The 23501-nt window shown below is 70.1% G+C and carries 21 protein-coding genes and 1 pseudogene; 10 read left to right on the top strand and 12 right to left on the bottom strand.

Annotated elements, in window-relative coordinates; translation table 11 throughout:
* Positions 1-42 precede the first annotated feature (42 nt).
* From coaD to ACQ754_RS06165, 4 genes are read right to left on the bottom strand one after another with little or no spacing between them, the layout of a single operon-like run.
* Positions 43-531, bottom strand: coding sequence for a pantetheine-phosphate adenylyltransferase (gene coaD / locus ACQ754_RS06180; RefSeq protein WP_440996130.1), 489 nt, complete (start codon positions 529-531; stop codon positions 43-45).
* Positions 528-1103 (bottom strand): 16S rRNA (guanine(966)-N(2))-methyltransferase RsmD, encoded by a 576-nt coding sequence (gene rsmD, locus ACQ754_RS06175; protein WP_440996129.1) that lies wholly within the window; start codon positions 1101-1103, stop codon positions 528-530. Before rsmD ends, coaD begins: the two co-directional genes overlap by 4 nt.
* Entirely contained in the window at positions 1093-2499 is a 1407-nt protein-coding gene (locus ACQ754_RS06170; protein ID WP_440996128.1) for a M16 family metallopeptidase, read from the bottom strand. The genes rsmD and ACQ754_RS06170 overlap by 11 nt, the downstream gene beginning before the upstream one ends.
* Complete coding sequence (locus ACQ754_RS06165) at positions 2499-3875, bottom strand: M16 family metallopeptidase (RefSeq protein WP_440996127.1); 1377 nt, start codon at positions 3873-3875, stop codon at positions 2499-2501. The genes ACQ754_RS06170 and ACQ754_RS06165 overlap by 1 nt, the downstream gene beginning before the upstream one ends.
* A 76-nt stretch (positions 3876-3951) precedes the next feature.
* Between ACQ754_RS06165 and ftsY the strand changes: the two genes are divergently transcribed.
* The 4 genes from ftsY (at position 3952) to rpoH (ending at position 7653) form a co-directional block, all read left to right on the top strand.
* A complete protein-coding gene (ftsY, locus tag ACQ754_RS06160) occupies positions 3952-5025 on the top strand; it encodes a signal recognition particle-docking protein FtsY (protein WP_440996126.1) in 1074 nt (357 codons plus the stop codon).
* Positions 5022-5699 carry a cell division ATP-binding protein FtsE gene (ftsE, locus tag ACQ754_RS06155; protein WP_440996125.1) on the top strand — a complete coding sequence of 226 codons (678 nt, stop codon included), beginning with the start codon at positions 5022-5024 and terminating at the stop codon, positions 5697-5699. Before ftsY ends, ftsE begins: the two co-directional genes overlap by 4 nt.
* Positions 5699-6649, top strand: coding sequence for a permease-like cell division protein FtsX (ftsX, locus tag ACQ754_RS06150; RefSeq protein WP_440996124.1), 951 nt, complete (start codon positions 5699-5701; stop codon positions 6647-6649). Before ftsE ends, ftsX begins: the two co-directional genes overlap by 1 nt.
* A gap of 122 nt (positions 6650-6771) precedes the next feature.
* The gene (gene rpoH, locus ACQ754_RS06145; protein ID WP_440996123.1) at positions 6772-7653 is read left to right on the top strand and encodes an RNA polymerase sigma factor RpoH; all 882 of its coding nucleotides are present in this window, start codon (positions 6772-6774) and stop codon (positions 7651-7653) included.
* Positions 7654-7666: 13 nt separating this feature from the next.
* On the opposite strand, the gene ACQ754_RS06140 is transcribed toward rpoH, so the two are convergent.
* Together ACQ754_RS06140 and radC are read right to left on the bottom strand one after the other, a co-directional pair.
* Positions 7667-7912 (bottom strand): hypothetical protein, encoded by a 246-nt coding sequence (locus tag ACQ754_RS06140; RefSeq protein ID WP_440996122.1) that lies wholly within the window; start codon positions 7910-7912, stop codon positions 7667-7669.
* 27 nt (positions 7913-7939) lie between these two features.
* Entirely contained in the window at positions 7940-8614 is a 675-nt protein-coding gene (gene radC, locus ACQ754_RS06135) for a RadC family protein (protein ID WP_440996121.1), read from the bottom strand.
* A 179-nt stretch (positions 8615-8793) separates the two neighbouring features.
* Between radC and coaBC the strand changes: the two genes are divergently transcribed.
* The 4 genes from coaBC to argB all read left to right on the top strand — a co-directional run bounded on the left by coaBC (position 8794) and on the right by argB (position 13787).
* Positions 8794-10005 (top strand): bifunctional phosphopantothenoylcysteine decarboxylase/phosphopantothenate--cysteine ligase CoaBC, encoded by a 1212-nt coding sequence (gene coaBC, locus ACQ754_RS06130; RefSeq protein WP_440996120.1) that lies wholly within the window; start codon positions 8794-8796, stop codon positions 10003-10005.
* Positions 9992-10447, top strand: a complete 456-nt coding sequence (gene dut / locus ACQ754_RS06125; RefSeq protein WP_440996119.1) for a dUTP diphosphatase — start codon at positions 9992-9994, stop codon at positions 10445-10447. The genes coaBC and dut overlap by 14 nt, the downstream gene beginning before the upstream one ends.
* Positions 10448-10452: 5 nt before the next feature.
* Positions 10453-12795 (top strand): phosphomannomutase/phosphoglucomutase, encoded by a 2343-nt coding sequence (locus ACQ754_RS06120; RefSeq protein WP_440996118.1) that lies wholly within the window; start codon positions 10453-10455, stop codon positions 12793-12795.
* 68 nt (positions 12796-12863) lie between these two features.
* Complete coding sequence (gene argB / locus ACQ754_RS06115; protein ID WP_440996117.1) at positions 12864-13787, top strand: acetylglutamate kinase; 924 nt, start codon at positions 12864-12866, stop codon at positions 13785-13787.
* On the opposite strand, the gene ACQ754_RS06110 is transcribed toward argB, so the two are convergent.
* Genes ACQ754_RS06110 through pyrE form a run of 3 tightly spaced genes read right to left on the bottom strand, consistent with a single transcriptional unit; the run spans position 13744 to position 16786 of the window.
* Positions 13744-15480, bottom strand: a complete 1737-nt coding sequence (locus tag ACQ754_RS06110; protein ID WP_440996116.1) for a potassium/proton antiporter — start codon at positions 15478-15480, stop codon at positions 13744-13746. The genes argB and ACQ754_RS06110 overlap by 44 nt on opposite strands.
* Before the next feature lie 3 nt (positions 15481-15483).
* On the bottom strand, positions 15484-16128 hold the full coding sequence (locus ACQ754_RS06105) for a DUF4124 domain-containing protein (RefSeq protein WP_440996115.1): 645 nt from the start codon (positions 16126-16128) through the stop codon (positions 15484-15486).
* A gap of 4 nt (positions 16129-16132) precedes the next feature.
* A complete protein-coding gene (gene pyrE / locus ACQ754_RS06100; RefSeq protein ID WP_440996114.1) occupies positions 16133-16786 on the bottom strand; it encodes an orotate phosphoribosyltransferase in 654 nt (217 codons plus the stop codon).
* A gap of 127 nt (positions 16787-16913) precedes the next feature.
* Between pyrE and ACQ754_RS06095 the strand changes: the two genes are divergently transcribed.
* Positions 16914-17606 carry a hypothetical protein gene (locus tag ACQ754_RS06095; protein ID WP_440996113.1) on the top strand — a complete coding sequence of 231 codons (693 nt, stop codon included), beginning with the start codon at positions 16914-16916 and terminating at the stop codon, positions 17604-17606.
* Here the strand turns inward: ACQ754_RS06095 and ppc are convergent.
* The 3 genes and pseudogenes from ppc to icd all read right to left on the bottom strand — a co-directional run.
* A complete protein-coding gene (gene ppc / locus ACQ754_RS06090; RefSeq protein WP_440996112.1) occupies positions 17556-20195 on the bottom strand; it encodes a phosphoenolpyruvate carboxylase in 2640 nt (879 codons plus the stop codon). The genes ACQ754_RS06095 and ppc overlap by 51 nt on opposite strands.
* Before the next feature lie 77 nt (positions 20196-20272).
* Positions 20273-20647: a CBS domain-containing protein gene (locus ACQ754_RS06085; RefSeq protein WP_440996294.1), complete on the bottom strand. Its 375-nt coding sequence runs from the start codon at positions 20645-20647 to the stop codon at positions 20273-20275.
* A 147-nt stretch (positions 20648-20794) separates the two neighbouring features.
* A pseudogene (gene icd, locus ACQ754_RS06080) lies at positions 20795-22033 on the bottom strand (isocitrate dehydrogenase (NADP(+))); the annotation flags it as partial.
* A gap of 273 nt (positions 22034-22306) precedes the next feature.
* On the opposite strand from icd, the gene bktB reads away from it, so the two are divergent.
* Complete coding sequence (gene bktB / locus ACQ754_RS06075) at positions 22307-23488, top strand: beta-ketothiolase BktB (RefSeq protein WP_440996111.1); 1182 nt, start codon at positions 22307-22309, stop codon at positions 23486-23488.
* Positions 23489-23501 lie beyond the last annotated feature (13 nt).

Here is a 23501-nt window from a genome sequence, read left to right as displayed (position 1 = left end):
CCCCCGAGCAATGCAACGAAAAATTTTCCGCTCATCGGACCGCTACCGCCGCAACCGCTCCGCCAGTGCCGCCTGCACCCGGGGATGGACGAAACGGCTGACATCGCCGCCCAGGGCGGCGACCTCGCGCACCAGGCTCGAGGAGATGTAGGCGTACTGCTCCGCCGGCGTGAGGAACATGGTCTCAACACCGGGGACGAGCTGCCGGTTCATGCTGGCGAGCTGGAACTCGTGCTCGAAGTCCGAGACCGCGCGGAGGCCGCGGAGGATGACCTGGGCCTCGCAGCGGTTGACGAACTCCGCGAGCAGGTTTTCGAAAGGGTGCACCTCGACGTTCGGCAGGTGGCTGAGGACCTCGCCGCAGAGGCCGACGCGCTCGGAGAGCGTGAACGTCGGCTGCTTGCTCGCACTGGGATAACCCGCAACGGCAACGATCAGGTGGTCGAAGAGCTTCGCGGCCCGCTCGACGAGATCGCTGTGCCCGTTGGTGATGGGATCAAACGTGCCCGGGTAGACCGCAACCACGCTCATCGCTCCAACTCCTTCGTCTCACGCCGGTACAAACGGTAGTCCACGCCGCCGGCCACACCGTGGCGCCGACAGATCCACTCAGGGGGCAGCGCCGGCGCCGTCCCGTGGCGGTCCGACTCCACGTAGATCCATGCGCCGGGCACCAGCCAGCCGTTACGTTCCAGGGCGGCGGAGGCGGCCCCGATGATAGCCGAGTTAAAGGGTGGATCAAGGAAGACGATGTCGAAGGGCGCGCCGGCGCCCTCCAGGAAGCGCCGCGCATCGGCGCGGATCACCCGCACCCGCTCACCGGCGCCGAGCAGGGCGACGTTCTCCCGCAATGCCGCGGCGGTGCGGCCGGAGCGCTCCACGCATACGACCTCCGTGGCCCCCCGGGAGGCGGCCTCCAGCCCCAGGGCCCCGCTGCCCGCGAACAGGTCCAGGCAGCGGCTTCCGGCAACGGCACTGCGCAGCCAGTTGAACAGGGTCTCGCGCACCCGCTCCGCCGTCGGCCGCAACCCGCCGCTGTCCGGGAACGACAACCGTCGGCCGCGCCATTGCCCGGCGATGATCCGCAGCCGGTTAGCCGCCACCGTCGTCGGCGTCCCCGTTCCCGATCACCGGTTCGGGCCCCACCAGGACGGTGAGCCGTCGCGGCGAAAGCACCTCTGCGGTCACCGCCGCCACTTGTTCGCGCCCGAGGTTGGCCACCGCGTCGCGGAATGCATCCAGGTAATCGAGCGGCAGGTCGTGGAAGCCCATCATCGCGAGATACCCGACCCGGTCGCGGTTGCTGTCCAGGTTCAACGGGAAGCTGCCGGTGATGTTGGAACGCGACAGCTCCAGGCGCTCGGCCGCCGGCCCCTGGCGACGGATCTCCTCCACGGTGCCGTCCAGCACCTCGAGGGCCTCGTCAAGGCGGTCGTTGCGCACCTGCGTGGAGACCCGGAGCCAACCGCCCACCGCGGCAGCCGAAACCCGGCTCGACGAGCTGTAGGAGAGCCCGCGCTCCTCGCGCATCCGCTCGGCGAGCATCGAAACCAACCCCCCACCACCGAGGACATGGTTGACGAGATACAGCGCCGGCCAGCGCTCGTCGCCTCGGGCCACGGAGGTGGTCTGGCCCATCAGCACATGGGTCTGCTCGGACTCGAAGGGGATACGCACCGTCCGCGATGCCTGCAGCGCCGGCACCTCCGGCAAGGCCGGCGCCGCCTCCCCCGACGGCAGGGCCGCGGAGAGCCGTTCCGCCAGCTCCTCCGCAGCGGCCCGGTCCAGGTCGCCGACGATGGCGATGGTGGCGTTGCCCGCCGCGTAGTAGCGCCGGTGGAAGTCGATCACGTCCTGCCGCTCGATATCGTCCAGCCCCGCCTCGGTGCCTGACGGCGGACTGGCGTAGGGGTGGTCTCCGAACAGCTCCCTCATGAAGGCCCGTTCGGCCACGGTGCCCGGGTCCTGCTGCCCGCGGCGCAGTGACACCCGCATACGCTCCCGGGTCCGGTCCACGGCGTCGGCGGGGAAGACCGGATCGGCCAGGACCTCGGCCACCAGGTCCACGGCGGGCCGGAGCGCGTCCTCGCGACTGAGGCTGCGCAGCGACAGCCAAGCCATGTCGCGCTCGCTGCCGGTGGACACCCGTGCCCCCACCTGCTCGAAGCCCCGGGCGATCTCACCGGCGTCCCGCTCACCGGTGCCCTCGAGCAGCAGCTCGCTGGTCAGGCGGGCGAGGCCCGGTCGGTCGCCGTCGCGGGCGGAACCGGCGTCGAAGGCGATACGCACGTCCACGATGGGCAGCTCCTGCGCCTCGACGAACAGCACCGTTGTCCCGGATCCCGTATCCCAGGAGCGGGCTTCGGGCATACTTGCCAGCGTGGGCAGACTCACCACGCCCGCGAACAGCATGATCAGCCCCGCCAGGAGGCCGTTGACGCCGCCACGGGTCGGTTGGGGAAGCGTCCAGTGTCCTCCACTGCGTGTTGTGCGCGCCATCAGCGATCCTCCCCGCCGTTGTCGTCACCCGGGGCTTGTTCCTGCGGTCGCAGCACCCCCAAGGCCAGCCGATCCTCGCGCAGATACTGCCGAGCCACGCGCTGGACGTCGGCCGCGGTCACCGACCGGATGCCCGCCTCGTAGCCCTCGAGCCACTGCCAGCCGATACCCACAGTCTCCAGCATCCCGATACGCATGGCCTGGTAGAACATGGAATCCAGCTGATAGAGGTGATCGGCGAGGAGTTGATTCTTGGCCCGCTCCAGCTCCTCGGCGCCAACGGGTTGTTCGCGCAGCTGCGCGAGCTCCGCCCGAACCGCGCTCTCCAGGGCGTTGATATCCACACCGGTCGCTGGAACGGCGTCCAGGCTGAGGCGCGTGTCCAATCGCGCCACCGGCGAGTAGCCGGCGCTCACCTCAGCGGCGAGCTCGTCTCCGCGCACCAGGGCCTGCGGCAGCCGCGCCCCGTCGCCGCCGTCGAGCACCCCGGCGAGCACCTCGAGGGCGTAGACATCGCCCATCTCCGCCGCCGTTGCCGCCGAGGGCACCTCGTAGGCGAGGCTCAGGTGCGGGGTCCGCACCCGCGGGTCGCTGGACTCGAAACGCCGCGCCCCGGGCTCGGAGATCCGCCAGTCGGTGCGCAACCGCGGCCGCTCCCCCGCCGGGACCGCGCCGAAGTGCTCCCGGGCCAGGGCGAACACCGCCTCGGCATCCACATCACCGACCACTACCAGGGTGGCATTGGCGGGGGTATACCAGCGGTGGTACCAGTCCTCCAGATCGCCCAACTCCAGCGCCTGGAGGTCCTCGGACCAGCCGATCACCGGCTGGCGGTAGGCGCTGGCGGGATACATCACCGTCCGGAAACGCTCGCCGAACGCCGCCAGTGGCTGGTCCTCGATCCGCAACCGGCGCTCCTCCAGCACCACCTCGCGCTCGCGCTGGAAGTGCTCCGGGTCCAGGCGCAGCCGGTGCATGCGCTCCGCCTCCAACCGGAACGAGGTCTCCAGCCGCTCGGCGGCGAGCTGCTGGTAATATCCGGTGTAGTCACGGCCGGTGAAGGCGTTCTGGCGACCGCCCTCGCGGGCGATGATCTCGGAGAACTCCCCGGGGGCCAGCGTCTCGGTGCCCTTGAACATCATGTGCTCGAGCACGTGCGAGACACCGGTCACCGGCCGGGACTCGTAACTCGAACCCACCGCATACCAGACCTGGGAGACCACTACCGGGGCGCGATGATCCTCGCGCACCAGCACCCGCAGGCCATTGTCCAGCTCGGCCTCCTCCACCGTCGCTTCCAGCGCCGCTGCCGGGGGCGCGACCAGCGCCACCAGGAAGGCGGCGAACAAACCATAAACGCCGTTTCGTCTGTGCATTGAGCGCATGCCCCGCTTGCCGTTTCGGGTGGTAGGATAACAATCCCTTTGTTCCCGCAATCCCCCGAGAGGTTCCATGTTCGGATTCGGTCGCCGAAACAAGGGCAAGCCGGACAACGAAGGGCCGGCCCCGGCGGAAGCCCCTAGCGAGGACTCCGGCACAGCAGCGACCGGGGGGGGGACCCCCGCTGCCGCGCCCGACGAGACACCGGCGAAGGGCCGCGGCTGGCTCGCCCGACTCCGCGACGGCCTGCGCAAGACCGGCGGCGGCCTCGCCGGGCTGTTCCTCGGCCGCAAGAGCATCGACGATGACCTCCTCGAGGAGCTGGAGACCCGGCTGCTGATGGCGGACGTCGGCGTCGAGGCGACCCAGCGCATCATCGACGACCTCACCGCGAGGCTGCGCCGCAACGAGCTAGCCGATGCCGGGGCCCTCTACCAGGCCCTGCGCGAGGACATGCTGGCGATCCTCGAACCGGTCAACCAGCCGCTGACCGTCGATCCGGCGCGGCGGCCGTTCGTGATACTCACCGTCGGCGTCAACGGCGTGGGCAAGACCACCACCATCGGCAAGCTCGCGCACAATTATCGCGAGACCGGCCATGGTGTGCTGCTCGCCGCCGGGGATACCTTTCGGGCGGCGGCGGTGGAACAGCTCAAGGTCTGGGGCGAGCGCACCGGCATCCCGGTGATCAGCCAGCCCACGGGCTCCGACGCCGCCTCTGTGGTCTACGACGCCCACCAGGCGGCCATCGCCCGTGGTACCGACATCCTCATCGCCGACACCGCGGGGCGGCTGCACACCCAGAGCAACCTCATGGAGGAGCTCAAGAAGATCCATCGGGTGCTCGGCAAACAGGATGACTCCGCCCCCCATGAGGTGTTGTTGGTGGTGGACGCCGGTACCGGCCAGAATGCGCTGTCCCAGGCTCGGCAGTTCCACGAGGCCGTGGGTGTGAGCGGGGTGGTGATCACCAAGCTCGACGGTACCGCCAAGGGCGGGGTGGTGCTGGCCATGGCCCAGCAGCTCGGGTTGCCCATCCGCTATATCGGGGTGGGCGAGCGCGCCGAGGATCTGCGCCCCTTCGACGCCGGTGAATTCGTCGACGCCCTCCTCGCGGCCGCGGGGGACGCGGAAACCGCCGCATGATCCGCTTCGAAGGCGTGGCCAAGCGCTACCCCGGCGGCCATGAGGCCCTGCGCCAGGTCAGCTTCCACATGCGTCCCGGGGAGCTGGCCTTCCTCACCGGCCCCAGCGGGGCCGGCAAGAGCACTCTGCTGCGACTGATCCCGCTGCTCGAGCGGCCCACCCGTGGGCGCGTGATCGTCGGCGACACCGAGCTCGGCCGGCTCTCGCGGCGACGCATCCCGCACCTGCGCCGCGGCATCGGCATGATCTTCCAGGATCACCGCCTGCTCACCGACCGCACGGTCTTCGACAACGTGGCCCTACCGCTGGTCATCGCCGGCACCCCCCGCCGGGAGCTCGGCCGCCGCGTGCGCGCCGCCCTGGACCGCGTGGAGCTACTACGCTACGAGGGTAGCTACCCGGAGACGCTTTCCAGCGGCGAGCAGCAGCGGGTCGGTATCGCCCGCGCCGTGGCCGCACGGCCACCGGTGCTGCTGGCCGACGAGCCCACCGGCAACCTCGATCCGGCGCTGTCCGCGGAGATCATGGCACTGTTCCGCCGTTTCAGCGAGCTGGGCGTGACCACCCTCATCGCCACCCACGACGTGGCCCTGGTGGAGCGCCTCGGCCAGCGCCGCATCAGCCTGGAGCAGGGCACGGTGATCGCCGACAGCGCCCTGCGGGAGGCCGGCTGATGCCGGCACGCCGCCCCGCGCGCCGGCGCCTGTCGCGCCCGGCGGCCTGGCTCGCCCACCACGCCCGCGCCCTTGCCGACGCCCTGGGGCGGTTACGCGATCAGTGGCTGCCGACGCTGATGACCACCGCCGTGATCGGTATAGCCCTGGGCCTGCCCGCGGTGTTCGTGGTGCTCGTCGACAACGCCGAGGCGGTGGCCGGAGACTGGCAGGGTCGTACCCGCATCTCCGCGTTCCTGGAGAAGGGGCTATCCGAAGCCGACGCCACGGAGGCCGCCGCCACGGTGCGCCAGCGCGACGACATCGCCGGGGTGACCTACATCTCGCCGGAGGCGGCGCTGGCGGAGTTCCGAGCCCACAGCGAGATGGACCGCGCCCTGGAGCTGCTCGAGGACAACCCCCTCCCCGGCGTGCTGGTGATCGAACCGACCCCCGGCCTGCCCCCCCCGGACGTGGAGGAGCTCAGCGCCGCGCTGCGCGGACTGGCGCCAGTCACCGAGGTGCGCCTGGACCGCGAATGGCTGCAACGCCTGCACGCCATCCTCGAGCTCGCCCGCCGCGGCGCCTGGCTCATCGGCGGGCTGCTGGGCATGGCGGTGCTCCTGGTAGTGGGCAACACGATTCGCCTGGAGATCGAGAACCGCCGCGAGGAGATCGTCATCACCAAGCTCCTCGGTGCCACCGACGGCTTCGTCCGCCGCCCCTTCCTCTATACGGGGCTCTGGCACGGGCTACTCGGCGGTGTCTTCGCCACCGTCCTCGTGCAGGCGTCCTGGGCGCTGTTATCCGGGCCGGCCAATGCACTGGCCCGCAGCTACGCCAGCGGCTTCCGGCTACGCGGCCTGGACGGCGGGGATGCCCTCACCCTCGTGGCCACCGGGGTGGCGCTGGGTCTGCTGGGGTCCTGGATCGCCGTCGGTCGTCATCTCGGCACCATGGAGCCACGCTAACCTTGAAAACTGGCATAATGTGCACATAGTCCGAACAGGAACTTTTTTCTGCAACGTGACTCAAAGGAACTGAGCAACGCCGGGTGATTCCACTACGTCCCGGTTCGATCAAGGGGGGAGCCATGGAGACGATGAAGGCGCTGGCACGTACCGATCTCAACAACCTCCCGCTGCAGGCAGGCAGCGAGGAGCACTACATTCAGGCGGTCAACCGTATCCCGACGCTCAGCGCCGAGGAGGAGCGCACGCTCGCGCTGCGCTATCGCGATGAGCAGGATCTGGACGCGGCGCGCACCCTGGTGATGTCGCACCTGCGCTTCGTGGTCCACGTGGCCCGGGGCTATTCCGGCTACGGACTGCCGTTGGCGGACCTCATCCAGGAGGGCAACATCGGCCTGATGAAGGCGGTCAAACGCTTCGATCCCGACGTGGGCGTGCGCCTGGTCTCCTTCGCCGTGCACTGGATCCGCGCGGAGATCCATGAGTTCATCCTCCGCAACTGGCGGATCGTCAAGGTCGCCACCACCAAGGCCCAGCGCAAGCTCTTCTTCAACCTGCGCGGCTCCAAGAAGCGCCTCGGCTGGCTGAACCGCTCCGAGGTGGAGGCCGTGGCGAAGGACCTCGGCGTCAAGCCGGAGACGGTCATGGAGATGGAGTCGCGGCTGTCCGGTCAGGACGTGGGCTTCGACCCGCCGGAGGGCGCCGATGACGAAGACAGCGCCCCGCGGGCGCCGGCCGCCTACCTCCAGGACAGCGGCGAGGATCCCGCGATGGCAGTGGAGGGCGAGGACTGGCGCGAGCACCAGCACGATGCGCTATCCGGCGCACTGGGCAACCTCGACGAGCGCAGCCGGGACATCATCGCCCGCCGCTGGCTCCACGAGGACGGCAAGGCGACACTGCAGTCGCTGGCGGATCAGTACGGCGTGTCCGCCGAGCGCATCCGCCAGCTCGAGAAGAACGCCTTGAGCAAGCTCCGCGGCGCGATCGGCGAGCCCGCCTGAGCAGCGCCCAGCGTTAGGGCGTCCCCCCGTCGAATCCCTCCCCCCATGGCCAGGCCGAGCTGGCGAGCTGCTCCGCCAGCTCGGCCTCCGTCATCGCGGCCAGGCGCTGCTCGGCCTCGAGCCAGGTGTCCACGTCGAGGGGCGCCTGCATGGCACCGCCGCCGGTCTGAGGCATGAACAGGATCATGTGCACGCCGTAGGACTCGCGCCCGACAAAGGCGGTCCACTGGCGGCCGTTATGGTCAATGATGGTGCGCATGTTGCTATCGTGGCACCGCCACCCTGCCTAGACCACCCCCCGCTCGGCCAGGCTCACCGCCTCGCCGTCGCCGATGATGAAGTGATCGAGCACGCGTATATCCACCAGGGCCAAGGCGTCGCGCAGCCGGTGGGTGATGCGCTCGTCGGCGGCGCTGGGTTTGGCCACGCCCGAGGGGTGATTATGCGCCACGATCACCGCCGCGGCATTGTGGGCGAGCGCGCGCCGAACCACCTCCCGGGGATGGACCTGGGCGGCGTCAATGGTGCCGTGGAAGAGTTCCTCGAAGGCGATGACCCGGTGGCGGTTGTCGAGGAACAGCGCCGCGAAGACCTCCGCCGTGTGGTGACGGAGCTGGGCGGTGAGAAACCGCCGGGTATCCTCGGGGCTCGCCAGGGCGTCGCCGCGCACCAATCGCTCGTGGAGGTGACGGCGGGCCATCTCCAGCACCGCCTGGAGCTGGGCGTACTTCGCCGGCCCCAACCCGGGGTGAGCACCGAAGCCCGCCTGATCCGCCTCCAGCAGGCCTCGCAGCCCGCCGAAGGCCTGTAGCATCTCCCGGGCCAGGTCCACGGCGGTGCGCCCGCGCCGGCCGGTGCGCAGGAAGATCGCCAGCAGCTCCGCATCGGAGAGTGCGCCCGCACCGCGGGCGAGCAGCTTCTCCCGGGGCCGCTCGGCCTCGGGCCAGTCCGTGATCGCCATACCTCCTCCCTGAGGTCCGCCAACCGCTACAGTCTAGGGCTTCCCGCATCTGGGGCAAGGGCGGTGGGCGATGCTTCCCTCGCCGAGCACACGCCGGTAATCTGTGCCGGCAGCGGGGCACCGGCGGGAGGCCGGGGTTACCCCGCCGTGGCAATCACCAGCGAAGCGGAATCCCGCCCATGTCGGAGCTTCATGGCCACCACATCCTTCTGGGTGTCAGCGGTGGCATCGCCGCATACAAGAGCCCGGAGATCGTGCGCCGGCTGCGCGAAGCGGGGGCGGAGGTCCGCGTGGTGATGACCGCGGCTGCACGCGCCTTCGTCCAGCCACTGACCTTCCAGGCCGTCTCCGGCCGGCCGGTCCATCACGACCTCCTGGACGCCGATGCCGAGGCCGCCATGGGCCATATCGAGCTCGCCCGCTGGGCCGATCACGTCCTGATCGCCCCGGCCAGCGCAGACCTCATGGCGCGTCTCGCCCAGGGGCTGGCGGACGACCTCCTCACCACGCTGTGCCTCGCCACCGACGCCCCCATCAGCCTGGCACCCGCCATGAATCGCCTGATGTGGGCCAACCCGGCGACCCGGGAGAACCGCGAAACCCTCCTGCGCCGGGGTTTCCATCTCCTCGGCCCCGGCGAGGGGGACCAGGCCTGTGGCGAGGTGGGCGCCGGCCGCATGTGGGAGCCCGAGGCCCTGGTGGCCGCCCTCGCCGCACCCGCGAGCCGGGGGCCCCTTCGCGGGCGCCGGGTGCTGATCACCGCCGGCCCCACCCGCGAAGCCATCGATCCGGTGCGCTACCTCAGTAACCGCAGCACCGGGCGCATGGGCTTCGCCATCGCCGCCGCCGCCGCCGAGCGGGGGGCCACGGTCACGATGGTGGCGGGCCCCTGCGAGTCGGCCACCCCGTGCGGCGTCGAGCGTATCGACGTGGAGAGCGCGGCGGAGATGCATGCGGTGGTGATGGCGCGCCTCGCGGATACCGACGTATTCATCGCGGCGGCGGCGGTGGCGGACTACCGGGCCGCACGGCAGGCGCCGGCGAAGATCAAGAAGGCCGACGGCGGCGAGGGCCTGACCCTGGAGTTGGTGCCCAACCCGGACATCCTCGCCGAGGTGGCCGGCGCCGCGGAGGGCAGACCGTATGTAGTGGGGTTCGCCGCCGAGACCGAGCGCCTCGCCGAATACGCCGAGGCCAAACGCCGACGCAAGGGCGCGGACATGATCGCCGCCAACTGGGTGGGCCGTCCCGGCAGCGGCTTCGAGAGCGAACGCAATGCCCTGGAGGTCTTCTGGGACGGCGGCCACGCGAGCCTCGCCGATGCGCCCAAGGCCGAGCTGGCGAGCAACCTCATGGACCTCATCGTCGAGCGAGCCTATGGACAGCGTTGACCTCAAGATCCTCGATCCGCGCCTGGGCCGGGACTGGCCCCTGCCGGATTACGCCACCGCGGGCTCGGCCGGGGTGGACCTGCGCGCCTGCCTGGATGCCCCGCTGGAGCTGGAACCGGGCGGCTCGCGGCTCATTCCCAGCGGGCTCGCGGTGCACATGGGCGACACCGGACACGCGGCGGTGGTATTGCCACGCTCCGGGCTCGGCCACAAGCACGGCATCGTCCTCGGCAACCTGGTCGGGCTCATCGACTCCGACTACCAGGGCGAGATCCTCATCTCCTGCTGGAACCGCGGGGAGCGGCCGTTCACCATTGAGCCGGGTGAGCGTATCGCGCAGCTGGTCTTCGTCCCGGTCAGCCGGCCAGCCTTCCGGGTGGTGGAGGCATTTGCGGAGACCGCCCGCGGCGAGCGTGGCTTCGGGCATTCGGGCCGCCACTGACCGGCATGGCCCGAGCCCATCCGCAAACGCGAGGCGGTGCCAGCACCCCGCTGGCCACGCTGCTCACCGGCGCCGGGGCCTTCCTCCTGCTGCTGGTGGCGCTGGCCCTGCTGCTGCCCGCGCTGTTGCGTCCGGAGGCGGAGGCGCGCGGGCGTGATCAGGCCCGTCAAGGCGCCGAGCATGCCGCGCGCACCCTCGCCGTGCGCCTCGACCAAGAGCTCGATGGCATCACCAGCCGCGAGACCATCGCCGATCTGCGTGAGCATTACCCGGATGCCCTGCGCATCCTGGAGGTCGACGGGGACGGGCTCACACCTGTCCCCCGCGCGGTACCGCCGGTGGGCTACGCACTGAGCGAGCAGGTGGAGGCGGCCATTCAAGGGCGCCGCGCCAGCGCGGAGGTACATTTCCCCGGCACACCGGACGGCCAGCTCAATCTCGTGGCCCCGATGGACGACGGCGCACGGGTCGTCACCCTGCCGGTGGCACGGCTCGGGGAATGGCTCAAACCACTAGGTTCGCCCCGCACCGTAAGCCTCTACCGCGGCGATATACGCATCGTCCGAGAAGGCGCCGCCGGCGGGCCGGCGGCGCGTACAACGCTCCCGGGCCGGGACTGGACGGTGGCGGTGCGTGTCCCGCCACCGGAACTGCCCCTGGCATTCCCCTTGCCGCTGTTGCTAGGCTTCGGTATGGCCGGTCTGGCGAGTGCCGGCGCCGGGGTGGCGCTGCGTCGCCGGACGATGGCCACCGGCCCCGGGGCCGCCAACCATTCCGAGCCGGTAGACGCTGAACGTCCCGCTGCGCCGGCCGCGGAGCATCCGCCGGGGGAGCCACCCGCAGCCACGACGAAGGTGGCAGAAACCGAGCAGGGGCGCGAGGACCGGGACAAGGAACCACCCCCTGGGGCAGTGGCAACAGAGAGCGAAGCCGCGGAGACTTCCTCCTCCGCGGTGGGGGACGGTGAGGTCATTCCGCCGGGCATCCTTCGCGCCTACGATGTCCGCGGCACTGTGGACCGCACCCTCACCGTGGAGGTCGTCGCCCGCCTGGGCCATGCCATAGGCACCGACGCAAGGGAGGCCGGACAGCGGCGGGTGGTAGTGGGCCGGGACGGCCGCCATTCCAGCCCCCGCCTCGCCGACGCCCTGATACGCGGGCTCGCCGACGCCGGCTGTGCGGTGCTGGACGTGGGCGCGGTGCCCACCCCGATCCTGTACTTCGCCACTCGCTGGCTCGGCACCGATGCCGGGGTGATGGTCACCGGTAGCCACAACCCCCCCGAGTACAACGGGCTCAAGATCATGCTCGGCGGGGAGACCCTCTCCGGGAGCGCCATCAGCGCGCTCGGGGAAAAGGCGGCCGGGGCACCGCCGGACCCACCGCCGGCGGATTTCGAGACGGTGGACGGCGTCATCGAGGCGTATGTCCACGAGGTGGCCGCGGATATCGCGGCCTGCCGGCCACTGCGGGTAGTCGTGGACTGCGGCAACGGGGTGACCGCCGTGGCCGCCCCGCGCCTGCTCGCGGCCCTCGGCTGCGAGGTCATCCCGCTGTACTGCGAGCTCGACGGGGACTTCCCCCACCACCACCCCGACCCCGCCGATCCCCGCAACCTGGAGAACCTGCGCGAGCGCGTCGTCGACGAGGGCGCGGACATCGGACTCGCGTTCGACGGCGACGGCGACCGCCTCGGGGTGGTGGACAGCGAGGGCCATATCATCTGGCCGGACCGGCAGATGATGCTCTTCGCCCGCGAGATCCTCGGCCGCCTGCCGGGATCGGATGTCGTCTTCGATGTGAAGTCCTCCCGGCACCTCGCCGAGGTGATTACCGCCTGCGCCGGCGTCCCGGTGATGTCACCGAGCGGCCATTCGCTGATCAAGCGGCGTCGCAACGAGACCAACGCCCCGCTCGCCGGTGAGATGAGCGGCCACATCATCCTCGCCGACCGCTGGTATCCCTTCGATGACGCCCTCTACGCCGGCGCCCGCCTGCTCGAGCTGCTCTCCCAGCACCCCGGCCCGGGTGCGGCGCTGTTCGCCGACCTGCCGGAGACGGCGAGTACCCCGGAGCTGCGCATCCCCCTGGCGGAAGGTGAGGCCGAGGCGGTGATGCAGCGCCTCGCGGACCACATCCACGAGCTCCCGGAGTCGGCGCGGGTGACCACCATGGACGGGCTACGGGTGGATTTCGCCACCGGCTGGGGGCTGGTCCGGGCCTCCAACACCGAGCCCTGCCTGACCCTGCGCTTCGAGGGCGACGACGCCGACAGCCTCGAGGAGATTCAGGGGCGCTTCCGCGCGCTGCTGGCGGCCGCGGCCCCGGAACTGAAGCCCGGCTTCTGAGCGACGCTCGGCGCGCCGATGCCCCGGCAGGCATAATACGCGGGCCACAGGCCAGGAGACCCACAGCCATGACGGACCAACCCACCCCTCCCGCCCAGGTCGCCCATGTCCTCACTGAAGCGTTGCCCTACATCCGGCGCTTCCACGGCCGCACCATTGTGGTCAAGTACGGGGGCAACGCCATGACGGAAACGGCGCTGAAGGAGAGCTTCGCCCGGGACGTGGTGCTGATGAAGCTGGTGGGCTTCAACCCGGTGATCGTCCACGGCGGGGGGCCGCAGATCGGCAAGCTGCTGGAGCGCATCGGCAAGGAGACGGAATTCATCGAGGGCATGCGGGTCACCGACTCCGAGACCATGGACGTGGTGGAGATGGTCCTCGGCGGGCTGGTCAACAAGGAGATCGTCAGCCTCATCAATCGTCACGGCGGCCGGGCGGTGGGCCTCACGGGCAAGGACGGCGGCTTCATCCACGCCCGCAAGCTCCACATCCAGCGCCCTACGGAGGCCGAACGCGAGCCCGAGATTATCGACATCGGCCACGTCGGCGAGGTCGCCGGCATCGACCCGGCACTGGTGTCACTGCTCGACGGCGAGGACTTCATCCCGGTGGTCGCGCCCATCGGCGTGGGTGACGACGGCCACACGTACAACATCAACGCGGACCTGGTCGCCGGGCGCCTCGCCGAGACCCTGCAGGCGGAGAAGCTCATCCTGATGACCAACACCCCCGGCATCCTCGACGCCACCGGGCAGCTGCTCACCGGCCTGGACGCCACGGACGTGGAGCGACTTATCGCTGACGGCACCATCGCCGGCGGCATGCTGCCCAAGGTGCGCTGCGCCCTGGAGGCGGTAGCGGGCGGGGTCAATGCCGCCACCATCGTCGACGGCCGGGTGGAACACGCGGTACTGCTGGAGCTGTTCACCGACTCCGGGGTCGGCACCCTCATTCACGGTCCGGGCGGGGCAGCCGCACACCCACCTGCGTGATCCGGTCGCCCTCCATCTCGCGGACAGTGAGCATCACCCCGCCGACGCGCACGCTATCGCCCTCCGAGGCACGATGGCGCAGCCGCCGGCGCAGGAAGGCGCCGACACTCTCCCCGGCTCGCAGGCCCTCGACCCCGGCGCCGAGATACATGGCCGCGAAGGCCTCCATGGGTGCCTCCGCGGCCACGGTGAACTCGCCGAAGTAGGCCTGCTCGGCGTCGTCCCGGGCCGTGGCCACCGTGTCCAGCCAGTGCTGGAAACGTTCCTCCAGCCGCGGATCCGTGGAGGGCATCAGCAGGTAGAGCCGGTCGTCCACCTGCAACGGCAGCTTCGGATCGGCAGGGACCACCTCCCCGCGACGCATCACCGAGAGGACGTGCACGCCGGCGGGCGGTTCCAGCTCGGCAACCCGGCCACGGCTCGCCGGCGCCCCCTCCGGAAGCCGGCAGGTGATGAGCTCATAGCCCTGGGGTCGCGCCAGGTCCACCCGGTCGAGCTCCGGGTGCGTTCGCGGCAGCACCAGGCCCAGGCGCCGGGCCAGCGGGGATACCGTCCAGCCCTGCACCAGCAGCGAGACCAGGACGATGAAGAACACCCGATTGAACAGCTCCTGGGCGTCCGGGACCCCGGCAAGCAGGGGGAACAGGCTGAGCACGATGGGTACCGCACCGCGCAGCCCGGTCCAGCTGATGAAGGCGATCTGCCGGGGCGCGAAACGCAGCGGGGCGAGGCAGATCACGGCGGCCAGGGGCCGGGCCAGGAGGATGAGCACCGCCGCCAGGCCCAAGGCCTCCAGGGCCACGGGCAACAGCTCCCGCGGGTTGACCAGCAGGCCGAGCATGAGGAACAGGCCGATCTGGGCGAGCCAGGCCATGCCGTCGTGGAAGCGGCGGATGCCGCGGCGGGCGGCACGTATCCGGTTGCCCACCACCAGTCCCGCCAGGTACGCGGCGAGGAAACCACTGCCGCCAGTGACCGCCGCGGCCCCGTAGATGGCCAGCCCGCCGGCCAGTGCCAGCAGCGGGTAGAGGCTCGGTGCCAGGGCCAGGCGGTTGACGAGCAGCGTGAGCAGCCATCCGCCACCCAGGCCGATGGCCCCGCCAAGGCCCATCTGCAATGCCAGCATCGTTACCAGCGATGACGGGGTCGCCGCCCCGGGAGAGGCCAGGAGCAGGGTCAACGCCAGGGTGAGGAAGATGGCCAGCGGATCGTTCACGCCGGACTCGATCTCCAGGGTGTTGCGCACCCGGGAGTGCACCTCGACGCTGCGGGCGCGCAGCAGGTAGAACACCGCCGCCGCGTCGGTGGAGCTGACCATGGCGGCGAGCAACGCCGCCGGGCCCCAGCCCATGCCGAAGACCCAGACACCGGCGGCGGCGGTCACCAGCGCGGTTAGAATCACACCGGCGGTGGCCAGGATCAGGCCCGGCCATAATCCGGTCCGGAAGCTGGACGAGGGGGTATGCAGGCCGCCATCGAAGAGGATGACCGCCAGCGCCGCCGTACCCAGGAGGTGGGCGGTGGCGACGCTGTCGAACTCGATGCCGCCGACGCCGTCGGTGCCGGCGAGCATGCCGACACCGAGGAACACCGCAAGCACGGGTACACCGCTGCGGTCGGCGGGCACGGTGGCCAGAATGCTGACCGCGATGAGCGCGCCGAAGAGGAGGATGAACCAGTCGGTGACGATCACGGCTCAGCCGTCGCCGGCGCCACTGAGCTCCCGGAAGCGCTGCATGTCCAGCTCGAAGCGGGCGCGGATCGCCGCCTGTTCCTCGCGCTGGCGCTCGATATAGGCACGCTGCTCGCGGACCTGCTCGGCCACCGACTCGATCTCCCGGTACACCTTGTCGAGGTCCCCGCTGCCGCTGCGCTCCATCGCCGCGGCCCGTTCGCTCAAGGCCTCGTGGCGGCGCTCGAGCCGCTCTACCCGGTCCCGGGCCAGCCGTATGCGCCCGTCGAGCACGGCCAGGCGCTCGTCCCGGGCCCGTTCCATCGCCGCCAGGCTGTCATAAGTACGAAGCAGTACACGGTCGCGTTCCCGGCGTTCGGCCTCGCGACGGGCCTGCTCCTCGGCCCTCGCCTCGGCACGGGCCCGTGCCTCGAGGGCCTCCCGGGTCGGCGGTGGCTCCAGCCGCTCGATGGTAAGGCCGCGCTCCGATTTGAGCTCGCGCTCACGGCGCTTCTGGGCCTCCTCGGCGGGGATGGAGTCGCTGTAGTGGACCCGGCCCTCGTCGTCCACCCATTTGTAGCTACGCGCCTGCACATCGGCCGCGGCGAGGACCGCCAGCGCGAGTACCGCCGCAAGGAGCCACCGCGGAGAGCACCATCTTCCCGCCATCAGCTCACTCCTCCCGCACGACGCCGTAGCGCCTGCGGTAGTCGCGCAACGCCTCCAGGTCACGGGCACGACCCGGACGCTGCTCGAGAAAGGCGACCAGGGTGTCCAGGGTCGCGATGGCATGCACCGCCACCCCATGGCGGCGGACCACTGACTGGGCCGCCGAGCACCCGCCTTCAGCGCGTTCCTGACGATCCAGGGCGATGACCACCCCCGCCAGCCGGGCCCCGGCGCCCTCGATGAGGGCGACGCTCTCGGCCACCGAGGTCCCGGCGGTGATCACGTCGTCGATGACCAATACCCGCCCGCCCAGCGGCGCGCCGATGATATCCCCGCCCTCGCCGTGATCCTTGGGCTCCTTGCGATTAAACGCATAGGCCACGTCCCGGCCGTGGTGCTCCGCCAGGGCGATGGCGGTGGCCGCCGCCAGGGGGATCCCCTTGTAGGCGGGGCCGAAAAGGACGTCGAATTCCAGGCCGGCATCGATGATCGCGCGGGCGTAGAAATCGCCGAGCCGGGCCAGCGCCTCGCCGCTGTCGAACAGCCCGGCGTTGAAGAAATAGGGGCTGCTGCGGCCGGACTTCAGGGTAAAGGCGCCGAAGCGCAGCACCTCCCGCTGCAGGGCGAGCTCGATGAACTCCCGCTGATATTGCTGCATCACATCCCCGCTGATCGGTAAGCGGCTCAAGCCTAGCCAACCGGTGGTGTTGTGTCGACTCCGTGCAAAACGCTACCCGCATCGGTACCCTTTGCCGGTTACCACAATGCCGTTGAGAGCCCCAATCGTGGCACCACGCCGACTGGCGGCCGGGATGTACATCGCCCTGGCCATCTACGCTGTCTTCCTGCTCATCCTCGCCGTGAGCCTGGACGGCTCGACCCTCGAGCGCGCCTTCTCCGAGGCCGGTCCGTTCGAGCGGCTCAGCATCGCGTTCTGGTTGCTGCTGGCCGTGGCCCTTCTCGCCGGGCGTCGGGCCGCCCTCCGCCACCGCGTCACCCTGGCGGTGACGGCCTGCCTGCTGGCCGCCCGGGAAGCCAGCTGGCACAAGGCCTTCACCTCGGACAGCCTCTTCAAGACCAACTACTACGAGGACCCGACCATCCCGCTCGCCGAGAAACTGATCGCCGGCCCCGTGGCCATGGCCCTCCTTACGTTGCTGGTGGTGGTGCTGATCTACGGCGGCCGCCTCCTCCTGCAAGGGGGATGGCGCCGGCCATGGATGCGGACCGCGATCTTCGGTGTCCTCATCACCGCGGCGACCAAGGTGGTCGACCGCGCCCCGGCCATCCTCGCCGAGGACTATGGCATCGTCCTCCCCGAGCTCACCGCCCGCATCATCCAGGCCCTCGAGGAGGGCGTAGAGATGGCCCTGCCACCGATCTTCCTGGTGGCGCTGCTCCAGTACGGCCTCCGCCGCGGCGCCGGTTCAGCCGGTATTGCGCATACCGGCGGCGATACCGTTGATGCAGACCATTAGCGGACGCAGCAGCGTCTCCTCGCGGCCGTGGCGCACCCGCCGGAGGAGCTCCACCTGGACGAGGTTCAGGGGGTCCACGTAGGGGTTGCGAACCTGCACGGAGCGCTGGACCACCGGGAAGTCCTCCAGTGGGGTGGCGTGGCCGGTCACGGCGAGGACCGCATCCAGCGTGTCCCGGAACTGCCCGCGCAGGCGCTCGCCCAGCGGGCGCAACTCCTCCGGTACCAGGCGGGCATCGTACCAGGCGGCCACCTGGGGGTCCCCCTTGGCCAGCACCATCTCCACCATGTCCAGGAAGGCACGGAAGAACGGCCACTGCCGATACATCCGCCGCAGGGTCTCGCCGTCGCGGTCCAGGTGTGCGGCCAGCGCCTCCCCCACCCCCAGCCAGGCCGGCAGGAGCAGCCGTGTCTGGGTCCAGGAGAAGATCCAGGGGATGGCGCGCAGGCTCTCGACGCCGCTGGTGGGTCTGCGCCGCGCCGGGCGGCTGCCGATGCTCAGTAAGCCGATCTCATGCTCCGGGGTGGCGTGGCGGAAGTACTCGATGAACTCCGGGGTCTCGCGTACCAGGCCGCGGTAGGTGGACTTGGCGATCCCGGAGAGACCGTCCATGATCTCCCGCCACTGGGCGTCCGGGGCCGCCGGCGGGCACAGGGAGGCCTCGAGCACCGCCGTGGTGTAGAGCTCGAGATTGCGCTGGGCGATGCCGGGCAGCCCGAACTTCGCCTGGATGACCTCGCCCTGCTCGGTGACCCGCAGCCGCCCCTCCACGCTGCCCGGCGGCTGGGAGAGGATCGCCGCGTGGGTGGGGCCGCCACCGCGGCCGATGGAACCGCCGCGGCCATGGAAGAGGGTCAATCGGATGCCGTGGCGGCGGGCCAGGGCCACCAGCCGCTCCTGGGTCTGGTACAGCGCCCAGGCAGCGGTGAGGTGGCCGGCATCCTTGCCGGAATCCGAGTAGCCCAGCATCACCTCCTGGTGGTCGCCGATTCGCCGGCGATACCAGGGGATATCCAGCAGCCGCTCCATGGCCGCCCCCGCGCCCTCCAGATCGTCCAGGGTCTCGAACAACGGCACCACCCGCAGGAAATGCCGGACCCCGGCCTCCTTTTGCAGCAGCTCCACGGCGAGGATGTCCGACGGCCGCGCCGCCATGGAGATGACGTAGGCCCCCAGGGAATCGGGGCCCAGCTCCGCCATCACGTCGAAGGTATCCAGCACCTCGCGGATATCCTCGTCGGGCTCGAAGTCCCGCGGGGTCAGCGGCCGGCGGCTGGCGAGCTCGCGCACCAGGAAGTCCTGGCGTTGCGCCTCGTCCCAGTCGTGGTAGCTGCCCAGGCCGAGCTCGCGGGTGATGGCGTCCAGGGCATCGCTGTGCCGCCCGGCCTCCTGGCGGATGTCCACGCGCATCAGGGTCAGGCCGAACACCGACAGCCGCCGTATCAGATCGAGCAGTCGGCCCTCGGCGACCACCCCCGCGCCGCAGTGTTGTAGCGAGTGGTAGCAGACCCGCAATGGCTCGGCGAGCTCCTCGGCACGGAGGTAGACATCCTCCGCCGGCGGCGTTTCACCGGCCAGGCGCGCATCGATCCACGCCCGGGTCCGTCGCAACCGGGCGCGCACCTCCTTGAGCAACTGGCGATAGGGCTCCCAGGCCCCACCGGCGGCCTGCTTGAGCTCGTCGTCGGCGCAGTGCAGCGAAAGCTCGGTGATCAGGCGACTGACCTCCTGCTCATAGAGCTGGACGGCCATCCAGCGGTTGAGCAGGCACACCTCTCGGGTGACGGCGGCGGTGACGCTGGGGTTGCCGTCGCGGTCGCCACCCATCCAGGAGCCGAACCGGATGGGGGCGGCATCCAGCGGCAGGTGGCGGCCGGTGCGCAGGTAGAGCTGACGGTCCAGGCGCCGGAGATAACGGGGCACCACATCCCAGAGGGTTTGCTCGATGACCGCCAGCCCCCAGCGCGCCTCGTCCTGGGGGCGCGGGCGCTCGCGACGGATGTCGTCGGTATACCAGGCAGCGGTGATCTCGCGGCGCAGCGCCTGGTGGACATCCTCGATCTCCTCGGGGATGGGGTCGAGCCGGTCCTGGCGGTCCAGCAGACCGGCGATGCGATTGTACTTCTGCAACAGGGTACGGCGGCTGACCTCGGTGGGGTGGGCGGTGAGCACTAGCTCGATGGACAGACCGCGGGCCGCCTCGTAGAGCTGCTCACCGTCCACTTCGTCACTCAGCCGCTCGAAGCTCTCCTCCAGCGAACCGCGCAACGGAGCGGCCTCGGGGTCGCGCCGCCAGGAACGGCTGCGGCGCACCCGGTGATGCTGCTCGGCGATATTGGCGAGGTTGAGGAACTGCGAGAACGCCCGGACCACCGGCACGATGAGCTCCTCGGGGAGCTCCGCGAGGGTGCGCTCGAGCTCCGCGGCCGCGGCCGGGTCGCCGGCGCGGGCCTCCTTGGACAGCCGCCGCACCTCCTCGACCACGTGGTAGACGGACTCCCCCGCCTGGTCGTGGATGGTGCTGCCGAGCAGCCCGCCGAGCTGGCGGATGTCATCGCGCAACGGCGCGTCGGTGCGCTTGTCGTCCATGCTCCCCCCTGACAGAAACGCCCGGGCGCGGCGGTCCGCACCCGGGCGTCGTGACCCGCTGGTGGCCGCGGTGGCGGTCAGTCGGGCAGGCCGAACTGCTCGACGGCGGCGAAGATGTCGGTATCGGAGATGATACCCGCCGGGCGGCCGTTCCCATCGACCACCACCACGCGGCGGATGTTCTCCTTGCTCATCTTCTCCGCGCACTCCTGCAGGCCCATGTCCCCCGGCACGGTCACCAAGGGCTTGCTCGCCACCTCGCTGACCTTCGCCTCGGCGGGACGGCGCCCGGTGGAGATGATGCGCGAGAGCACGTCGCGCTGGGTCATGATCCCCCACGCCCCGTCATCACCGGGCTCGCAGATCACCGAGCTGATGTGGCGCTCGCGCATCAGGTGCATGGCGTCCTCCACCGAGGTGGTCGCTGCCACGGAGACCGGCTCCGGGTTCATCATCTCCCGCACGCTCTGCGGGGTACGCCCGGAGGCGATCATCTCCTCCAGTGGCGAGGCCACCCGGCGCAGCTCGCGGACCTTACGGTCGTGTTCGATGGCCGCCTCGCGCTCCTGCTGGTACTTGGCCAGATCAATGCGGCCCTGCATCTGCTCGATGATGGCATCGGCGAACTGGCTGGTCTTCACCTCGGTGGCGCCCTCGATCTGGCGGGCGAAGTCGTAGGTAACGATGCCGGTGGTGACCACCTTCTGGTAGGCGGCACGGATGAGGTCCGCCGCCTCGGTCCAGCCGATGTAGTCCAGCATCATAACGCCGGAGAACAGCAGCGAGCCGGGATTGACCTTATCCTGGCCGGCGTACTTCGGCGCGGTGCCGTGGGTGGCCTCGAACACGGCCACGTGATCCGACATGTTGGCCCCGGGCGCGATACCCACACCCCCGACCTCCGCGGCGATGGCATCGGAGAGGTAGTCGCCGTTCAGGTTCATGGTTGCGAGGACGTCGAACTCGTTGGGCCGCAACAGCATCAGCTGGAAGATGATGTCGGCGATGCGGTCCTTGATGACGATCTTGCCCTCGGGACGCTTGCCACCGTAGGTGGAGTAGAGCTCCTCCTCGGTGATGGTGACATCGCCGAACTCCTCCTTGGCGACCTCGTAGCCCCACTGCATGAAGGCACCCTCGGTGAACTTCATGATGTTGCCCTTGTGGACCAGGGTCACCGACTCACGTTTGTTATCGATGGCGTACTGGATCGCCTTGCGTACCAGGCGCTTCGAGCCAAAGGGGCTGATGGGCTTGACGCCGAGTCCGGCATCGTCGAAGAAGGTCTCGCCCATCTCCTGTTTGAGGAAGTTCGCGACCTTCTTGTTCTCCTCGCTACCGGACTGGTACTCGATGCCGGCGTAGACGTCCTCGGTGTTCTCCCGGAAGACCACTACGTCCACGTCCTCGGGCTTGCGCAACGGCGAGGGCACGCCGTCATAGTGGCGCACCGGCCGGACGCAAGCGTAGAGGTCAAGCTTCTGGCGCAGGGCGACGTTGAGTGACCGAAAGCCACCACCGACGGGGGTGGTCAGCGGGCCCTTGATGGAGACGATGAGGTCCTCGAGGGCCCGCTGCGTCTCCTCGGGGAAGTAATCACCGTCATACAGCTCCGCGGCCTTTTCCCCCATGTAGAGCTCCGCCCAGTGGATCTTGCGCTGGCCACCGTAGGCCTGCTCCACCGCGGCGTCCCAGATGCGCATGCTCGCCCGGGTGATGTCCGGGCCGATGCCGTCGCCCTCCACGTAGCCGAGAACCGGCTGGTCGGGCACCGAGATCCGGCCGTCGACCACCTTGAGCTTTTCGCCCGATTCCGGATACTTGATATGCTGGGTCATGAAAGCCTCCCTGGAGAAGTGTGGGCCGCGCCGGCTTCTGACCGATCCCCGGCTGCATGCGCGTGCCCGGATGTTTCCGGTTTGTAATGGCAGGCGGCCCTCCACCCCGCGCCCGCCGAGGTTATGCCCCCCAATCCCGCGCCGGCGGATCCGCCCGGTTTCCGCGCTCTCAAGGGCCGATATTCTCGCCGACCGTCCCCCGGCGTTCAAGAAAATGCTCGCGCCGGGCTACAATGAATCCACAGCCTAACCCCCCACTGAAGGAGGTATCCCATGGAGGAGGTAGTCGTTGTCAACGGGGCCCGCACGCCGGTGGGCACGTATGGTGGTGCCCTCAAGGACGTCCCCGCCGGGGACCTGGCGGCCTCGGCGGTCGCCGAGGCCGTGCGCCGCTCCGGCGTGAGCCCGGAGACCGTGGGCCAGGCGGTCTTCGGCAACGTCATCCACACCGAACCACGGGATATGTACCTGGGCCGGGTGGCGGCGGTGAACGGCGGCCTGCCGGTCTCCACGCCGGGGCTCACGCTGAACCGCCTTTGCGGCAGCGGCCTGCAGGCCATCCTCACCGCGGCCACCTACATCCGCGAGGGGGACACGGAGTGCGCGGTCGCCGGCGGGGCGGAGGCCATGAGCCGCGCCCCCTACTGGCTGCCCTCCGGGCGTTGGGGCCAGCGCATGGGCGACGGCAAGATGCTCGATGCCATGGTCGGCGCCCTCACCGACCCCTTCGATAAATGCCACATGGGCATTACCGCCGAGAACGTGGCCGAGAAGTGGGGCATCTCCCGGGAGGACCAGGACGCGCTGGCCGCGGAGAGCCACCGACGCGCCGTGGCGGCCATCGACGGCGGCCACTTCCGCGAACAGATCATGCCCGTGGAGATCCAGGGCCGGAAGGGCACCGTCACCGTGGACACCGACGAGGGACCGCGCCGCGACGTCGACCCGGCCAAGATGGCGGGGATGAAGCCGGTGTTCAAACCCGACGGCGGCACGGTCACCGCCGGCAACGCCTCCGCCATCAACGACGGCGCCGCCGCCGTGGTGCTGATGGAGCGCGGCCGCGCCGAACGCGAAGGCCTGGCCCCCCTGGCGCGGCTGGTCGACGGCACCGTGGCGGCGGTGGAGCCGAAATACATGGGCATCGGGCCGGTACCGGCGGTCCGCCGGCTGCTCGAGCGGACCGGCGTGACCGCGGATCAGGTCGACACCTGGGAGATCAACGAGGCCTTCGCCGCCCAGGCCCTAGCGGTGGTCCGGGACCTGGAGCTCGATCCGGCCCGCGTGAACCCCAACGGCAGCGGGATCTCCCTGGGCCACCCGATCGGCGCCACCGGGGCCATCCTCACCGTGAAGGCGTTGCACGAGCTCCGGCGCATCCAGGGCCGCTATGCCGTGGTGACCATGTGCATCGGCGGCGGCCAGGGCATTGCCGCGCTCTACGAACGCGTGTAGCCGTCGGCCCTGC

It is taken from the genome of Arhodomonas sp. SL1 (genome assembly GCF_052060015.1).
In the GTDB taxonomy this organism is placed as follows: domain Bacteria; phylum Pseudomonadota; class Gammaproteobacteria; order Nitrococcales; family Nitrococcaceae; genus Arhodomonas.
Note: the sequence above shows the minus strand (reverse complement) of the source record. Positions and strands in the feature narration are given on the sequence as shown.